General features: G+C 45.8%; 12 protein-coding genes. 6 read left to right on the forward strand and 6 right to left on the reverse strand.

The window, feature by feature from the left end:
- Positions 1–152: 152 nt before the first annotated feature.
- The 4 genes from BQ5375_RS12235 to BQ5375_RS12250 all read right to left on the reverse strand — a co-directional run bounded on the left by BQ5375_RS12235 (position 153) and on the right by BQ5375_RS12250 (position 4388).
- On the reverse strand, positions 153–404 hold the full coding sequence (locus BQ5375_RS12235) for a hypothetical protein (RefSeq protein WP_022133602.1): 252 nt from the start codon (positions 402–404) through the stop codon (positions 153–155).
- Between the two features lie 141 nt (positions 405–545).
- On the reverse strand, positions 546–1556 hold the full coding sequence (locus BQ5375_RS12240) for a galactose/methyl galactoside ABC transporter permease MglC (protein WP_022133603.1): 1011 nt from the start codon (positions 1554–1556) through the stop codon (positions 546–548).
- A 14-nt stretch (positions 1557–1570) separates the two neighbouring features.
- The gene (locus BQ5375_RS12245) at positions 1571–3079 is read right to left on the reverse strand and encodes a sugar ABC transporter ATP-binding protein (protein WP_022133604.1); all 1509 of its coding nucleotides are present in this window, start codon (positions 3077–3079) and stop codon (positions 1571–1573) included.
- Between the two features lie 226 nt (positions 3080–3305).
- Entirely contained in the window at positions 3306–4388 is a 1083-nt protein-coding gene (locus BQ5375_RS12250; RefSeq protein WP_022133605.1) for a galactose ABC transporter substrate-binding protein, read from the reverse strand.
- A gap of 970 nt (positions 4389–5358) precedes the next feature.
- Between BQ5375_RS12250 and hutH the strand changes: the two genes are divergently transcribed.
- From hutH to BQ5375_RS12285, 6 genes are all read left to right on the forward strand, one after another.
- Positions 5359–6927 (forward strand): histidine ammonia-lyase, encoded by a 1569-nt coding sequence (hutH, locus tag BQ5375_RS12255; RefSeq protein WP_083687624.1) that lies wholly within the window; start codon positions 5359–5361, stop codon positions 6925–6927.
- 568 nt (positions 6928–7495) lie between these two features.
- The gene (locus tag BQ5375_RS12260; RefSeq protein ID WP_076918183.1) at positions 7496–9505 is read left to right on the forward strand and encodes a urocanate hydratase; all 2010 of its coding nucleotides are present in this window, start codon (positions 7496–7498) and stop codon (positions 9503–9505) included.
- Between the two features lie 486 nt (positions 9506–9991).
- Positions 9992–10888, forward strand: coding sequence for a glutamate formimidoyltransferase (gene ftcD / locus BQ5375_RS12265; RefSeq protein ID WP_022132657.1), 897 nt, complete (start codon positions 9992–9994; stop codon positions 10886–10888).
- 22 nt (positions 10889–10910) lie between these two features.
- On the forward strand, positions 10911–12152 hold the full coding sequence (gene hutI, locus BQ5375_RS12270) for an imidazolonepropionase (RefSeq protein WP_022132658.1): 1242 nt from the start codon (positions 10911–10913) through the stop codon (positions 12150–12152).
- 515 nt (positions 12153–12667) lie between these two features.
- Complete coding sequence (locus BQ5375_RS12275) at positions 12668–13294, forward strand: cyclodeaminase/cyclohydrolase family protein (protein WP_022132838.1); 627 nt, start codon at positions 12668–12670, stop codon at positions 13292–13294.
- Between the two features lie 615 nt (positions 13295–13909).
- Positions 13910–14092: a hypothetical protein gene (locus tag BQ5375_RS12285; protein ID WP_022132839.1), complete on the forward strand. Its 183-nt coding sequence runs from the start codon at positions 13910–13912 to the stop codon at positions 14090–14092.
- Between the two features lie 50 nt (positions 14093–14142).
- Here BQ5375_RS12285 and ftsH read toward each other — a convergent pair whose 3' ends face one another.
- Together ftsH and BQ5375_RS12295 are read right to left on the reverse strand one after the other, a co-directional pair.
- Complete coding sequence (gene ftsH, locus BQ5375_RS12290) at positions 14143–15990, reverse strand: ATP-dependent zinc metalloprotease FtsH (protein ID WP_022132840.1); 1848 nt, start codon at positions 15988–15990, stop codon at positions 14143–14145.
- 226 nt (positions 15991–16216) lie between these two features.
- The gene (locus BQ5375_RS12295) at positions 16217–16408 is read right to left on the reverse strand and encodes a hypothetical protein (protein ID WP_022132841.1); all 192 of its coding nucleotides are present in this window, start codon (positions 16406–16408) and stop codon (positions 16217–16219) included.
- Between the last annotated feature and the right edge of the window lie 64 nt (positions 16409–16472).

Here is a 16472-nt window from a genome sequence, read left to right on the forward strand (position 1 = left end):
ACCATTTTTCAAATGAATCAAATGGTTTCGTATGATAGATTTATTATAGCATACTCCTTCTTTATTTTCCAGACATTTGTGGAAAATAAAGGATTTTCCCCAAAAATAATATTTTTCCAAAAGAAAAAGCGCAGCCTTCACTGCGCTTACAATTAAAAGATTCCTCTGCCTTTCATCATGCCCAAAATAACACAAACTACAATCGCAACCCCACAAGCTGCAATCAAATAATCGATATACTTGACCGGAACATTCCGAAAATTATCATAAAATCTCTCTTTGGCATTACTGGACTGCATCTGACTTTCTTTTTCTTTTAGCTGCTCTTCTCTCTTTTGCAGAGCTTCTTCTCTCTCCCGCAAAAGTTCCTCTTTTTTTGCCAGATCCTCTTCCCGGTTGTCCATCCATAAACCTCCCTTCCAAAAAGAAAACACGGGAAATTCCGCCAATCTTCTGATGTCAGAATTCCCCGTATTTTTCCTATGCTATCTCATTACACACTGATAAAACAGACAGCACAAAGCTTTGTATTTTCCAAGCTGATATTATTTCTTAGCAAGGTATTTACGAAGGTCGAGTGCAACTGCAACGATGATAACGAGACCCTGTACGATGAAGGTGTAAGCTGGGTCTACACCGAGGAACTGCAGACAAATCTTCAAAGTTTCAAATACCAGTACGCCGACCAGTACGCCGCTGACACGACCAACACCACCGTTGGTGGATACGCCGCCGATAGTACAAGCTGCGATAGCTTCCAGCTCATAACCAAAACCGGTTGCTGTAGAAGCACCACCTGCTTTTGCACCCAGCAGGAAGCCGCCCAGAGCGTACATAACAGCAGCCAGAACATAGATTCGAATCAGAGTTGCAGATACATTGACACCGGCAACCTGTGCAGCACTTTCGTTGCCGCCGATTGCGTACATATATTTACCATGGCGGGTCTTGTTGTAAAGGAACCACATGAAGATACCTACTGCCAGTGCAATCAGTGCCAGATATGGGATGACAAAGAAAGAACCGTTTGCAACGTTGGTGTAGCTCTGTTTATAACCACCCATTGGCTGGTTGTTTGTGATAACGCTGCACAGACCATAAACGATTGTCTGCATACCCAGGGTAGCGATGAATGGTGGAACCTTCAGGAAAGCGATAACACAACCACTGATTGCACCAAAAATAGCACAGATCAGCAATACAATAATCAGACCGCCGATAACCGGGATATCTGGAAGCCATGGAAGCATACGAGCACTGTAGTCTACGCTCTGCAGAAGCATTGCAGAAAGACATGCAGACAAACCTACCATACGTCCAGCGGACAGGTCGGTACCTTTAGTGATCAGACATCCGGATACACCACAGGCAATGATGAAACGTGGGGAAACGTTTACAACCAGGTTTCTAAAGTTGTTGACACTAAAGAAGTTATCGGTGCTGATACCAACAACCAGTGCCAGAAGTACGATCAAAATAATGATCGCGTTATTGGACAAAAAGTTTTTTACACTTTTTGATGTAATTGGACTACCTTTCACTTGCGCTTGTACCATGAATTATTTCCTCCTTATTCAAACTGTGTAGCCAGTTCCATGATATTCTCCTGGTTTGCTTTATCTCCATCGATAAATCCGGTAACTCGACCGTCACACATAACCATGATGCGGTCAGACATACCGATCAGTTCGCCCATTTCGGAAGAAATCATGATAATAGACTTACCCTGTCGTGCAAGTTCTTCAATAATACAGTAAATTTCATATTTTGCGCCGACGTCGATACCGCGGGTTGGTTCATCCAGAATAAAGACATCCGGATCGTTTGCCAGCCAACGGCTGATCAGAACTTTCTGCTGGTTACCACCCGACAGAGACTGAATCAGTGTCTTGGAAGATGGTGTTTTGATCGAAAGTTTTGCTACATTATCCTGTACCAGTTTTTCGATCTTTTTATCATCCAGCATAATGCCGCCGACCAGATATTTGTTCAGCGAAGCGATGGAAACGTTATCTGCAATCGACAGAACACCCAGAATACCGGTTGCGCGGCGGTCTTCTGTCAGCATCGCAATTCCTTTTTTAATCGCATCCGCAGGCTGATTGATGGTCAATTCTTTTCCTGCATAGCGGATATGACCCTTGGAGTGGCAGCGCAGGCCAAACAGACCTTCCATCAATTCGGTACGCTGTGCACCAACCAGACCAGCTACACCCAGAATCTCACCCTTGCGCACATTGAAGCTGACATTGCGGAAGCTCTTTGGATTGATCGAAGTGAAATCCTCAACTTCAAATACAACATCACCCGGAACATTGTGACGCTCTGGATAAAGATTTGTCAGCTCACGACCAACCATCTTGGTGATGATGGTGTCAATGTCCAGATCTTTCGCTGCCCAGGTTCCGATATACTGACCATCTCGCATGATGGTAACTTCGTCGGAAATTCTCAAAATCTCATCCATCTTGTGGCTGATGTATACAATTGCAACGCCTTTGCTGCGCAGTTCGTTTACGATTGTAAACAGAGCCTCTACCTCAGCCGCAGTCAACGAAGAGGTTGGCTCATCCAGAATCAGTACCTTACAGTCAGCGGATACTGCTTTTGCAATCTCAACCAGCTGCATCTGGGATACACTCAAAGTTCCCAGTTTTGCCTTAGGATCAAAATCCAGATGAACTTCCTTTAAAACTCTTGCTGCATCCTCGTACATCTTTTTATGGTCAATCGTTTTGATTGGTCCATAAGATTTTACCGGATAGCGGCCAACATAAATGTTTTCACCGATGCTGCGCTCTGGAATTGGCTGCAATTCCTGATGCACCATGGCGATACCTTTGTGCAGTGCATCCAGAGGGTTCAAAATCTTGATCTTTTCTCCCTCATAGTAGATCTCGCCTTCATCCATGTGGTAAATACCAAACATACATTTCATCAAGGTAGATTTACCTGCACCATTTTCTCCCATCAGTGCGTGTACCGTGCCCGGACGCAGTCTTAACTGTGCATGGTCCAATGCCTTAACACCCGGAAAGGTTTTGACGACACCACGCATTTCCAAACGATATTCAGACAACTCACTTGCCTCCCTCTGCGTCTAAATGCCGTCAGTTGATTTCAGAAACAAGCCAAAACTTGGTTTCCTGCTTCTGAAATCAGCTGACGCAAATAGTTTTTCCTGCCAGAAAACTGGCCTTTAAATTGCTGATTTTCAGCTTATTGGTTTTCACAACATTAAGAAAGGTGCGTGTGCGTCCTGCGCACACGCACCCCGAAATTCTTAACTATTGTGCCGTTACCAATTATTTGATAAATTCGCTTGCATTGTCTGGAGTTACTTTGACATAGTCAACGTAAACAGACTGTTCGCCTTCAGCATATGTTTTGCCGCCCAGCAGTTCTTCCATGCATGCTACTGCCTGTGTTGCCTGGCTCTGTGCGTCGTTGAGTACAGTACCGGTCAGGTTGCCGTTAACAACTTCGTTGAGAGCTGCATCCAGAGCATCAACACCTACCAGGTAGATGTCTTCGTTTACAGTGCGGCCAGCAGCCTGGATAGCCTGCAGAGCACCGATTGCCATATCGTCGTTGTTGCAGAATACAACTTCGATCTGATCACCGAATTTTGCAAGGTCGTTCTGTGCGATTTCCTGACCTTTGTTACGGTCCCAGTCACCACGCTGGAGGTCGAGCTGTTCAACTTCCATACCAGCATCGGTCAGAGCTTTTACAGAGTATTCTGTACGCAGCTGAGCGTCGATGTTTTCAGGGTCGCCCTGGATCATAATGTAGGAAACTTTACCGTCGCCGTTGATATCACCTTTGTTTTCGGTTTCCAGAATGATTTCGCCCTGGAAGGTACCGGACTGAGCTGCGTCACAGCCAACATAAACGAGTTTGTCGTATGCTGCCATCTGTTCAGCGGTAGGCTCACGGTTGATCAGTACGGTTGGGATGTTTGCCTGTTTAACAGCTGCGATGATAGTGTCAGCAGCAGATGTCATAACTGGGTTGATGATCAGTGCGTCAACGCCCTGAGTAATGAAGGTGTTAACCTGCTCGGTCTGTTTTGCCTGGTCGTTGTTGCCGTCTACAACGGATACTTCATAGCCTTTTTCTTCCAGGATTGCCTGAAGAGCGTTACGGTATGTAGTCATGAAAGCGTCGTCGAATTTGTAAATACATACGCCGACTTTACCGCCAGCTGGAACTTCTGCAGCAACTTCTTCAGCAGTTTCTTCTGCTTTTTCAGCAGGAGCCTCTTCTTTGGTTTCCTCTGTGGTTGCTGTGTTTTCTTCTGTTGGTGCTGCAGTTTCACTGCCACCGCAAGCAGCCATGGATAATACCATACAGCCAGCCAGAATCAGCGCAAGAATCTTTTTCATGGAAAATCTCTCCTTTGTTTTGTTGCAGAAAACATTTTGGATTCATCATTGCGATGTGAATCCATCACTTTTTGTTATCTGCAAAATAATTTCTACAGGATTTCTTTCCTGTAGTTGTTGTGAATATGATATCAGTTTTTTGGATAAAAGTCAATAAAACAAGTTATTTTAAAGCATTTTTTTATTGGTTTTTACAAAAATTGTGTGCTTTCACAAAAAACTCAAAAAACTTTGTGGCTTTTACCAATTGAATTTCTTAAATCTTTTATAGTTAAAATTTAATCAAAGATCACCTTTTGTTAAAAATCATCCTGTTATTTTTTGTGTTTTTGCACATTTGTTCGTCTAAAAGGGAGATCCATCCCACGTTTCAAAAATTACTGCTCCTTATGTGGTGCTGTCCCGCTAGAAAATCGTTCTGAAGTTAACTCTGTAAGTACATAAGTTCTCAACAAGCATGAAAACTTTTGAAGGAAAGTATTTCTTTTAATAAAGAAGTATCTTTCCTTATCAGATTTCGCAGGGATTTTCTGGAGACTGATTTATCCTGATTTGTAGTCGTGCAGGGAACCACAGAACTTGGCATGAGTCTTAATTGATACCAAAGATAAATCGAAACAAACATTGGAAACTAATCTGCTTAAACTAAACTTACCACAATGTGTTAACTATAAAATTAAGATTCAAAAGATTCTATTATCGAGGTAATTTAAGACTGCCTCGACTTTTTTATTCACTTTAGCCTGATAACATGATAACATATTGCTTAAAAAATTACGTTATCTTTGTGAAAAATCACCGTCATTTTATACAGATAAACATACCCTAGTTTAAAAAATACAGAAAATTTATAGAGAAAAACCATGTTTTTGTTTGACACTACCTGATCCATCTGTTATCTTGAATATAAAGAGGAAATATTTTTCCACATTGAATCGATTTTATTTTTTAAGAAAAGGTGAGTGTCAAAATGATTATGAATCCATCTATCATCAAAGATGTTGTCATCGACGGTCACAGTCTGACAATCGAGTCATTTGTTGCAGTTGCACGATTTGGCGCAAAAGTCAGTGTTGCCAAAGAAGCTCTGGATGCAATGCAGAAATCCCGTGATCTTGCCGAAAAAATTGCTTCCGAAAAACGTGTTGCATATGGCATCACCACAGGTTTTGGCGATTTTGCCCGCGTTGCTGTTCCAGAAGAGATGTCCAACACTCTTTCCACTAATCTAATTCTGAGCCACTGCACCGCTACCGGCGATCCTTATTCCGAAGAAGTTGTCCGCGGCATGCTGCTTCTGCGTGCAAACGCTCTGTGTGGCGGCGTATCCGGCGTTCGCCCTGTACTGGTTACCATGATGGCAGAAATGCTCAATAAAGGCGTTCATCCAGTTGTTCCACAGAAGGGTTCTCTGGGTGCTTCCGGCGACCTCGCTCCGCTGGCACACATGTCCCTGCCGCTGCTTGGTAAGGGCAGAGCGGTTTATCAGGGTGTTGAGATGGACGGCGGCGAAGCAATGGAAAAAGCTGGCATCAAAACACTGGATACACTGGTTTGCAAGGAAGGTCTGGGATTGACAAACGGAACCTGCGCTATGACATCCGTAGGTACCCTTTCCCTGTATGATACTATCTGTGCTGCACAGCTTGCTGACCTGATCGGCTCCATGACTATGGAGGGCTTAACCGGTCTGCTTAATGCATTTGACGAACGTGTTCATGCTGTTCGCGGCCACAAAGGACAGATGATGGTTGCTAAAAACTTCCGTCTGCTGACCGAAGGCTCCGAAATTCTGAAAAACTGCCAGTCCGATCGCGTACAGGATGCTTATTCCCTGCGCTGCATTCCACAGGTACATGGTGCAATCCGCGATGCAATCGAATATGTAAAAGAAAAAGTATCCATCGAGCTCAATGCCGTTACCGACAACCCGCTTGTTTTCCTGGACGATGAAAATGTTATCTCCGGTGGAAACTTCCATGGCGAACCGATGGCTCTCGCATTCGACTTTTTGGGTATCGCCTGCTCGGAGATTGCAGACATTTCCGAACGCCGCACCGAGCGCATGGTCAATGCCGCACTTTCTAACGGTCTGACTCCATTCCTCACCACCGAGGGCGGTGTTAACTCCGGTTATATGATCGTTCAGTATTCCGCAGCTTCGATGGTTTCGGAAAACAAGGTATTGGCTCATCCTGCATCGGTAGACTCCATCCCATCTTCCGCAAACCAGGAGGATATGGTTTCGATGGGAACCACCGCTGCAAGAAAGTCCGGCTGGATTGTACAGAATACACTCTCTGTACTGGCTGACGAGCTGCTGACCGCATGTCAGGCAATCGACATCCGCCGCAGACTGAACACCCACGGACAGGGCATTTCCCCAGTTCATCAGAAGGTTTATGACCGTGTCCGCAAAGATGTTGCTTTCTATGAAACCGACCGCGAACTGTGGCAGGATATCAAGGCATGTGAAAAACTGGTTCGCAGCGGTGAACTACTCGACATTGTAAGAGAAACTGTTGCTGATTTCGAATAACCAGGCTGAGCCTGGACCCTGTTTCGCGCTTTGGTTTCGTGTGAAATTGCAGTTTCAGCACACGGCAATCGCTCGCGTTAACACACTCGCTCATTCGATGAAAACAAAAGTTTTCGTCCACCTTTTTCAAAAGGTGGTGGTGTCCAGAGGCAACGCCTTTGGTCGCTCACCGCAGTGAGCGAAACTCTTTATCGTCAGGCGCTCATTGGGAGAGCTCGAGAACCTTTTTGCAAGAGAAAAGGTTCTCGAAAACCGATTGCGAGCAGTGAGCAAACTCAAAAATTATCCAGTGGATGATTTTTGACGGCTGGAATCAGCTCCGTTTTCCATCTGCACCGTTGCGTGCAGATGCGCACTGACGTGCGGCAGCCCCGAACAGAGATAGTGCCACTATTGATTTATATTTTGTTGTTTTGTGTCACAGGGGCGTTGCCCCCGTACCTCCATGAGCTTTTTGAAAAAAGCTCAACCAAAAACTTTATTTATTACATACAATTCCTTTTATTTAATACCATTTCATTTCATAAAAACAGGAGGTTTTATTATGGACTACAATCCACAGGACGCTATGATTATCAAGCTCGACTATGAACTTCCCGAATATCCAACATTCGTTGAGGGTATTCGCCGCGCTCCAAGACGAGAATCTCATCTGACCGAGTCCGATAAGGCACTCGCAATCAAAAACGCTTTGCGCTATATCCATCCTGACCACCATGAACAGATGGCAATGGAATTTGCAAAAGAGCTGGATGAGCATGGCCGCATCTACGGCTACCGTTTCCGCCCACAGGGTGAACTGCACGGCAAGCCAATCGACCAGTATAAAGGTAACTGCATCGAAGGCAAAGCTTTCCAGGTTATGATCGACAACAACCTCGACTTTGATGTTGCGCTTTATCCATACGAACTGACCACCTATGGTGAAACCGGTCAGGTTTGCCAGAACTGGATGCAATACCGCCTGATTAAAAAATATCTGGAAGTTCTGACCGATGATCAGACCCTCGTTATTGAATCCGGTCATCCACTTGGTCTGTTTAAATCCCACAAGACTTCTCCTCGTGTCATCATCACAAACGGTCTGATGATCGGTATGTTCGATAATCAGCAGGCATTCAACCGTGCTGCTGCTCTGGGCGTTGCAAACTATGGTCAGATGACCGCCGGCGGCTGGATGTACATCGGTCCACAGGGTATCGTACATGGTACCTTCAACACCTTGCTCAATGCTGGTCGTTTGGTTCTAGGCGTTCCGAAGGAAGGCAACCTCGCAGGCAAACTGTACGTTACCTCCGGTTTGGGCGGCATGTCCGGTGCACAGGGTAAAGCTGCTGATATTGCTGGCGCTGCTTCGATCATTGCTGAGGTTGACATTTCCCGTATCATGACCCGTTATACACAGGGCTGGGTAGATAAATACACCGACAGTCTGGAAGAAGCACTGAATTGGGCACTGGAAGCACAGAAAGCGAAAGAGCCTTGTGCGATCGCTTACCACGGCAACGTTGTTGACCTGCTGGAATTCCTACTGGAGAAAAACATCCACGTTGACCTGCTCTCCGACCAGACTTCCTGCCATGTACCATACGACGGCGGTTACTGCCCACAGGGTCTGACCTTTGAACAGCGTACCGAAATGCTGGACAAAGACCCAGAAGGCTTCAAGGAACTTGTAAACAAAACTCTGCGCCATCACTATGAGCTGATCTGCAAGATGCATGAACAGGGAACCTACTTCTTTGACTACGGCAACAGCTTCCTGAAAGCAGTTTATGATGCTGGTGTTCCAGAAATCTGCAAGAACGGCCACGACGAAGTAGACGGCTTCATCTTCCCATCCTATGTTGAAGACATCCTCGGCCCATGCCTGTTCGACTACGGCTATGGTCCATTCCGTTGGTGCTGCCTGTCCGGTAAACCGGAAGACCTCGATGCAACTGATGCTGCTGCAATGGAATGCATCGATCCAAACGCACGTTATCAGGACCGCGACAACTGGATCTGGGTTCGCGATGCTAAGAAGAACAAACTGGTTGTTGGTACCCAGTGCCGTATCCTGTATCAGGACGCTTACGGCAGAACCAAGATCGCGCTCAAATTCAACGAAATGGTTCGTCAGGGCAAGATCGGTCCGGTTATGCTCGGTCGTGACCACCATGATACTTCCGGTACAGACTCCACCTTCCGTGAAACCTCCAACATCAAGGATGGTTCCAACATTATGGCAGATATGGCAGTTCAGTGCTTTGCAGGAAACTGCGCACGCGGCATGAGCCTGGTTGCTTTGCACAACGGCGGCGGTACCGGTATCGGTAAAGCGATCAACGGCGGCTTCGGTATGGTTCTGGATGGTTCCGCACGCGTGGATGAGATCCTGAAAGTTTCGATGATCTGGGACGTTATGAGCGGTGTTGCACGTCGTTCCTGGGCTAGAAACGAGCACTCGATTGAAACCTGTGTTGAATTTAACCAGTCCCATCCAGGTCAGTATCATGTTACCCTGCCTTACATTGCAGATGATGAAATCGTTGCAAAGGCTGTTAAGACCATGACCGGTCATCACGAAGCAAAATAGCAGGCGAAAACAAAAGTTTTCGTCCACCTTTTGAAAAAGGTGGCGGATTCTAAAGGCAGAGCCTTTAGTCGCTCACCGCAGTGAGCGAAACTCTTTATCCGTGAAAGCGCATTTTCGGGGGTTTGGACCCCTTTTGCAAGTGAAAAGGGGTCCAAGAACCGATTTCGATTACAAACCGTCCTCAAAAATTATCCTGTGGATGATTTTTGACAGTACCAGTTTAAATCTGGTACTTGCTGAGCCTGGTTGCTGTTCGCCTACGGCGCAAAGACGGGCGGTAGGTGCTTCCCATCTGCACAAGTGTGTGCAGATGCGCACTGACGTGCGGCAACCCCAAACAGGGACTAATACCTTTATTGATTTTTATATTTTTGTACGGTGTCACAGGGGTTTCACCCCCGTACCCCCATGAGCTTTTTGAAAAAAGCTCAACCAAAAACTTTTTCATTTTGAAGTTTTTATTTTCCATAAAGGAGTCTGATTACTATGGCAAGAATTATTGAATGCGTACCAAACTGTTCTGAAGGCAGAAATAAAGAAGTAATCGAATATATCGCTGATGCTGTCCGCAGTGTTCCGGGCGTTGCACTGATGGACTACTCCTCTGATGAAAACCATAACCGCAGCGTGTTCACCATCGTTGGTGACCCTGACCAGATGGCAGAGGCTGCTTTCCGCTTTGCAAAAGCTTGTGTTGAAAAGATCGATATGACCAAACATCACGGTGAACATCCTCGTATGGGCGCAGTTGACGTTATCCCATTCACTCCAGTTAAGGATGTTCCAATGGAAGAATGTATCGAAATTTCCAAAAAAGTAGGTCAGAGAATCTGGGAAGAACTGGGTATGCCGGTTACTCTGTACGAAGAATCCGCTACTGCTCCACACAGAAGAAACCTCGCTGCAATCCGCAAAGGTCAGTTTGAAGCAATGCCGGAAAAACTCAAAGACCCACAGTGGTACCCAGACTACGGCAACCATGAAATCCATCCAACTGCTGGTATCGTTGCAGTCGGCGCACGCTTCCCACTGGTTGCTTTCAACATCAACCTCTCTACCTCCGATGTTGAGATTGCTAACAAGATTGCAAAAACCATCCGTGAATCCTCCGGTGGTATGCGCTGGGTAAAATCCATCGGTGTTATGCTGGAAGAAAGAAACACCGCTCAGGTTTCTATCAATATGACCAACTACACCAAGACTCCAATCTACCGCGTTTATGAAACTGTTCGTTTCGAAGCTGCAAGATACGGCGTACATATCATCGGTTCCGAGCTGATCGGTATTGTTCCAATGGATGCTCTGGTTGAAACCGCTGAATACTATCTGAAGCTGGAAAACTTCGACAAAGACAATCAGGTTATGGAGAAACACCTCCTGTAATTTTAAAAAAGGAGGATCTACCATGAAACCTTCCCTGTTGATTTATAATATCGGTATGCTCGCCACCGCCTGCGGCAATTCTGCCCATGGCGGCAAGGCACAGGGCGAAATCCAGATCATCGAAAACGCTTATGTTGCTGTAGAAGAGAACAAAATCGTTGCTGTCGGAGAGGGTGAAGTTCCTGCTGATCTGCGCTGTGACGGCTGCAAAACTATCGATGCGAACAATAAACTGGTCACAGCAGGCCTTGTAGACGCGCACACTCACCTTGTCTTTGGCGGTTGGCGTGAACACGAGCTTGCATTAAAGCTGCATGGCGTGCCTTATCTGGACATTCTGGCGCAGGGCGGCGGCATTCTTTCCACCGTTTGCAGCACCAGAAAAGCAACCGAGGATGAACTGTTTGACAAAACAGCTAAAGCCCTTGACACCATGCTTTCTTTGGGAACCACAACCTGTGAAGCAAAGAGCGGTTATGGTCTGGACTTTGAAAATGAATTAAAACAGCTAAACGTTGTAAAACGCTTGCAGGAAAGCCAGCCAGTCGAACTTGTTTCCACCTTTATGGCAGCTCATGCACTTCCAGAAGAGTATAAGGATGACCGTGAGGGTTATCTCTCCCTCATCATCGACAAGATGCTTCCTTATGTCGCAGAGCATAAACTGGCTGATTTCTGCGATGTGTTCTGTGAAACCGGTGTATTCACCGCCGAAGAATCCCGCCGCATCCTCACTGCTGCTCAAAAACATGGACTGGGAGCTAAAATCCATGCGGACGAAATCGACCCAATCGGCGGCTCAGTTCTTGCCGGAGAGATCGGTGCAGTTTCTGCCGAACACCTGATTGTATGCCCGGATGAGGGAATCGCATCGATGGCAAAGGGCGGCACAATTGCCTGTCTGCTGCCGGCAACCTCCTTCTATCTGGGTGCAACCTTTGCTCCTGCCAGAAAGATGGTAGAAGCAGGTGTTCCAGTCGCAGTTGCAAGCGACTTTAACCCGGGCTCGACCCCGAACCTTTCCTTACAGCTTGCAATGAACATTGCCTGCTATCGTTACCGACTGACCCCAGAAGAAGTTCTGACTGCTGCCACCTTAAACGCTGCTGCAGCTATCGGCAAAGCTGACCAGATCGGCACTGTCGAGGTCGGAAAGCAGGCTGATCTGCTGATCTGGGATGCAGACAATTTGAACTTTATCTTCTACCGTTACGGAAACAATCTGGTTCAGACTGTAATTAAAAATGGTAAGGTTGTAAAATAAAAGTTTTACTCAATTTTTTTCAAAAAGCAGGCTGAGCCTGCACCCTGTTCGCCTACGGCGCAAAGACGGGTAGTGAGAGGACAAAAACAGAAGTTTTCGTCCACCTTTTTCAAAAGGTGGCGGATTCTAAAGGCAGAGCCTTTAGTCGCTCACCGCAGTGAGCGAAACACTCCAAAATAAAATAATAAAAATATCAAAAACGATAGAGGCTGGATTCTATTTTGGTGCTGCGGTACGGCAGTACCCTGCCTGTGTAAATACAGGCAGCTGTCTGTTCTGGCTTTCGCGACACATCGCTGTACGCTAGGCACACTTGCCGTGTGCCACGCACTGACGTGCGGCAGCCCCAAACAGGGACTGTGCCCCTATCGATTTTTATATTTTTTGTGAAGTGTCACAGGGGCGTTGCCCCCGCACCCCCATGAGCTTTTTGAAGAAAAGCAAGTTAGAAAACAAGTTTTCAACTACCAAAAACTTTTTTATGACCTCCTATCTTTTGAAAGGATGATTTTCCGATGAAACTGACCGAAATGAAAGTTAATGAATTTATCTCTGTCCTTGCTTCGGATGCACCTGCTCCGGGCGGCGGCTCTGCTTCTGCTCTGGCTGGCGCAATGGGCGTTGGTCTTTCCAAAATGGTTGCTGCTCTCACTCTGGGCAAACCAAAATACGCTGAATATGAAGAAAAGGTTCAGCAGATCTTCGATCGCGCTGATAAACTCACCAAAGAGCTGGTAAACGGCATCGACCGCGATACCGAAGCTTTTGATGGTGTATCTGCTGTTTTTGCAATGCCAAAATCCACTGACGAGGAAAAAGCTGCCCGCAAGGAAGCAATGCAGAAAGCACTCAAGGAAGCTACTCTGGTTCCATACTCCATTATGGAGCTGTGTCTGGAATCGCTCACTGTAGTTGAAATGGGCTTAGGCTGCACTAACACCAACGCTGCAAGCGATCTGGGTGTTGCATCCCTCAACCTCAAATCCGCTGTACAGGGCGCATGGCTCAATGTTCTGATCAATCTCGGCGGCATCCGCGACGAGGCATTCGTAAATGAATACCGCACCAAAGGCGAGGAAATCCTCCAGAAGGCTCTTCCTCTGGCAGACAAAATCTACAACGAGATTCTGCAGAGCCTCTAAGTTAATCCACATAAAACCAAACAGAGCTTTTCTTTCGGGAAAGGCTCTGTTTTTTTATGCTCATATCACTTCGACCGAATGCTTCATTTCCCGCCAGAATTTTGGAGAATTCTAAATTTCTTTTCTTCTGCACGCGGGAAATTGCCAATCCTGCCATATCCTGCCCTTTGCTGTCTGCAATATTTCCCGAGAACAAACGACAAATACCAATCTTCTTATTTTGTAAAGCATGTATCTATGATTTATCACATTGTTTCACCCTGCAACAACTACTATAACTCCTGTTTTATTATTATTTTCTGTTGTTTTATTTCCTTTTCTTTTATTTTCTTTACTTTACTTTTCTTTGTGGTATTATTTTAAAAGATATGCCGGTTTCTTATTCTTTAATTCCCATTTCTTTTTTGAAAACTGCCATTTTTCTTTTCTTGCAAATCAGGCAGGGATATGATATATTTCCATTATCAGGTATCAATGAGGTGATTGATTTTGAACTCATCAACCATTGCTGCGTTGCTCATTTTTTTCATGATCATTCTGCCTCTGCTTCATCGGAGAAAGATGCTCATGTTTCAGCAGCAGATTCGATTCACTGGGTCAAAGGAGCGATTACAAATGATGGAACTTGCCAAACGTTTTCTTGGAAAAAACTGCATTATCTATTACTTTGATTCTCAGGCACGCGGCGTGATCACCCAAGTGGATGACGATGCGATCCTGCTCCAGACAAAACGCGGCGAAGAATTGTTAAACTTAAATTTCATTACCCGAATTATGGAATATCCGTCTAAAAAATAATATAAAAAAGGCTGTCAGTTTCATACTGACAGCCTTTTGTTTTGACTATTTTACTCTTGTTCTTCCTGAGATTTTACCGGAGCATTTAAAATTTCCATAAACTCTTCGCCGGTAATGGTTTCCTTTTCCAGCAGATAAGAAGCTAGCTCATGAAGTTTTGGCATGTTTTGCAGCAAGATTTCTTTTGCATGATCATGACACTGTGCAATCAGGGTGCAAACCTCCTGATCGATTTTTGCAGCGGTCTCTTCTGAGCAGGCAAGCGATGCATCCCCACCCAGATACTGATTGTTCACTGTTTCCAATGCCATCATACCGAAATTATCACTCATACCAAGACGGGTAACCATCGCGCGGGCAAGCTTGGTTGCCTGTTCGATATCGTTGGATGCACCCGAGGTGATGGAACCGAAGATAACCTCTTCTGCCACCCTTCCGCCGGTATAGGTTGTGATTTTATCAATCGCTTCCTCCTTGCTCATCAGCAAGGTATCCTCTTCCTCTACCTGCATGGTGTAGCCCAGTGCACCGGAAGTTCTTGGTACAATGGTGATTTTGTGCACCGGAGCAGAATGTTTCTGCATTGCAGCCACCAGCGCATGTCCGATTTCATGGTATGCCACAATCTTTTTATCCTTCTCTGATACCACAGCACTTTTTCTCTGGTAACCTGCGATAACTGTTTCCACTGCTTCTTCCAGGTCACCCTGTTCAACCTGTGTACGGTTATTTCGTACCGCACGCAGTGCAGCTTCGTTGACGATATTAGCAAGTTCTGCACCGGAAGCACCTGCAGTTGCTCTTGCGATAACAGAATAGTCAATATTTGGAGCCATCTGTTTATCTTTTGCATGAACCCTCAAAATGGCCTCTCTGCCTGCAAGGTCAGGTAATTCAACCGGGATTCTTCGGTCAAATCTTCCTGGACGGAGCAACGCCTTATCCAGAGTTTCCGGACGGTTGGTAGCTGCCAGAATCACAACACCTTTTTTACCATCAAAGCCGTCCATCTCGGTCAGCAGCTGGTTCAAGGTCTGTTCGCGTTCATCGTTTCCGCCCATTACACCACTGTCACGTTTTTTACCGATTGTATCGATCTCATCGATAAACACGATACATGGTGCCTTTTCCTGTGCCTGGCGGAACAGATCTCTGACCCTTGCCGCACCGGCACCAACAAACATCTCTACAAATTCCGAACCAGAAATAGAAAAGAATGGTACGCTCGCTTCACCGGCAACTGCTTTTGCAAGCAAGGTTTTACCGGTTCCTGGAGGGCCTACCAGCAGTGCACCTTTTGGCATCTGTGCGCCAATTGCCTCATATTTCTTCGGATTGTGCAGAAAGTCAACAATTTCTCCCAGTGCTTCTTTCGCTTCATCCTCACCGGCAACGTCGGCAAAGGTTTTGCCAGTTTGTGCTTCCACATAGACCTTTGCATTGCTCTTGCCAAAGGTCATGGCATTTCCTCCGCCCATTTTCTTTTGCAAGGTTCTGGAAAGCAGCTGCCCTACTCCAACAAACAGCAGAATCGGGAAGCCGACACTGATCAGCAGATACAGCAGCGGCGACATTGGCTCCTGGATTTCCTTGCCATAGATGACGTCCGCAGCTTCCAGTTTGTCCACCAGATTCGGGTCACCCATGTTTCCGGTAACATAGATATTCCAGTCTTCCTGGTCTTTCAGAATGTACTCAATTTTCTGATCCTGAACCTCTACCTGCTGAATTTGACCTTCATTGAGCTGATTCATGAAGGTACTGTAATCGACCTCACGCTCGGTGCGGCGAAACAGACTTGGGAACAAGAAAGTATTGAGCAGCATAAAAACCAGCAGCGCAATGACGTAATAATAAATCATCGGCTTTTTTGTTTTTGGATTTTTTATATCGTTCATATGTCATCCCACTCCTTTTCTCCAAAACATTTTTTATGTATAAATGTATCATAGTGCAAAATTTCACTAAAATCAATCATTCTACCCTTTTCTTTACAAAAAGTTCGTTTCATACATAATTTATATTATTACTGACATTTATAAAATCATACACAAAAAGCCCGGAAAACAAGTTTCCGAGCTTTTTGCTTCTGGGAATCCTTCCCAACCCTATCTGGCGATGCGATTAGTCGCAGCAGCAGTTGCAGTTACAGCTGCAGCCACAGTTGTTGTTGCAACCGCAGCTATTGCCGCCGCAGCTGTTGTTGGAAGAGCTGCCATTGCAGCCACATCCACAGCCATTGCAGTTAAAGCTGCAGCCGCCACAGCAGAAGATCAGGATGAGAATCAGAATCCACCAGTTATTGTTACCGTACATAAATAAGTACCTCCTAATGATTGATTTCAGACTATACTATGAAGAACGGTGAAAAACGGTTACT

The sequence above is a fragment of the Negativibacillus massiliensis genome (genome assembly GCF_900148495.1).
Classification (GTDB): domain Bacteria; phylum Bacillota; class Clostridia; order Oscillospirales; family Ruminococcaceae; genus Negativibacillus; species Negativibacillus massiliensis.

Coding starts and splice junctions, on each gene's coding strand:
- BQ5375_RS12235 (WP_022133602.1), bottom strand. CDS start 404: ATGGACAACCGGGAAGAGGATCTGGCAAAAAAAGAGGAACTTTTGCGG.
- BQ5375_RS12240 (WP_022133603.1), bottom strand. CDS start 1,556: ATGGTACAAGCGCAAGTGAAAGGTAGTCCAATTACATCAAAAAGTGTA.
- BQ5375_RS12250 (WP_022133605.1), bottom strand. CDS start 4,388: ATGAAAAAGATTCTTGCGCTGATTCTGGCTGGCTGTATGGTATTATCC.
- hutH (WP_083687624.1), top strand. CDS start 5,359: ATGATTATGAATCCATCTATCATCAAAGATGTTGTCATCGACGGTCAC.
- BQ5375_RS12260 (WP_076918183.1), top strand. CDS start 7,496: ATGATTATCAAGCTCGACTATGAACTTCCCGAATATCCAACATTCGTT.
- ftcD (WP_022132657.1), top strand. CDS start 9,992: ATGGCAAGAATTATTGAATGCGTACCAAACTGTTCTGAAGGCAGAAAT.
- hutI (WP_022132658.1), top strand. CDS start 10,911: ATGAAACCTTCCCTGTTGATTTATAATATCGGTATGCTCGCCACCGCC.
- BQ5375_RS12275 (WP_022132838.1), top strand. CDS start 12,668: ATGAAACTGACCGAAATGAAAGTTAATGAATTTATCTCTGTCCTTGCT.
- BQ5375_RS12285 (WP_022132839.1), top strand. CDS start 13,910: ATGATGGAACTTGCCAAACGTTTTCTTGGAAAAAACTGCATTATCTAT.
- ftsH (WP_022132840.1), bottom strand. CDS start 15,990: ATGAACGATATAAAAAATCCAAAAACAAAAAAGCCGATGATTTATTAT.
- BQ5375_RS12295 (WP_022132841.1), bottom strand. CDS start 16,408: ATGTACGGTAACAATAACTGGTGGATTCTGATTCTCATCCTGATCTTC.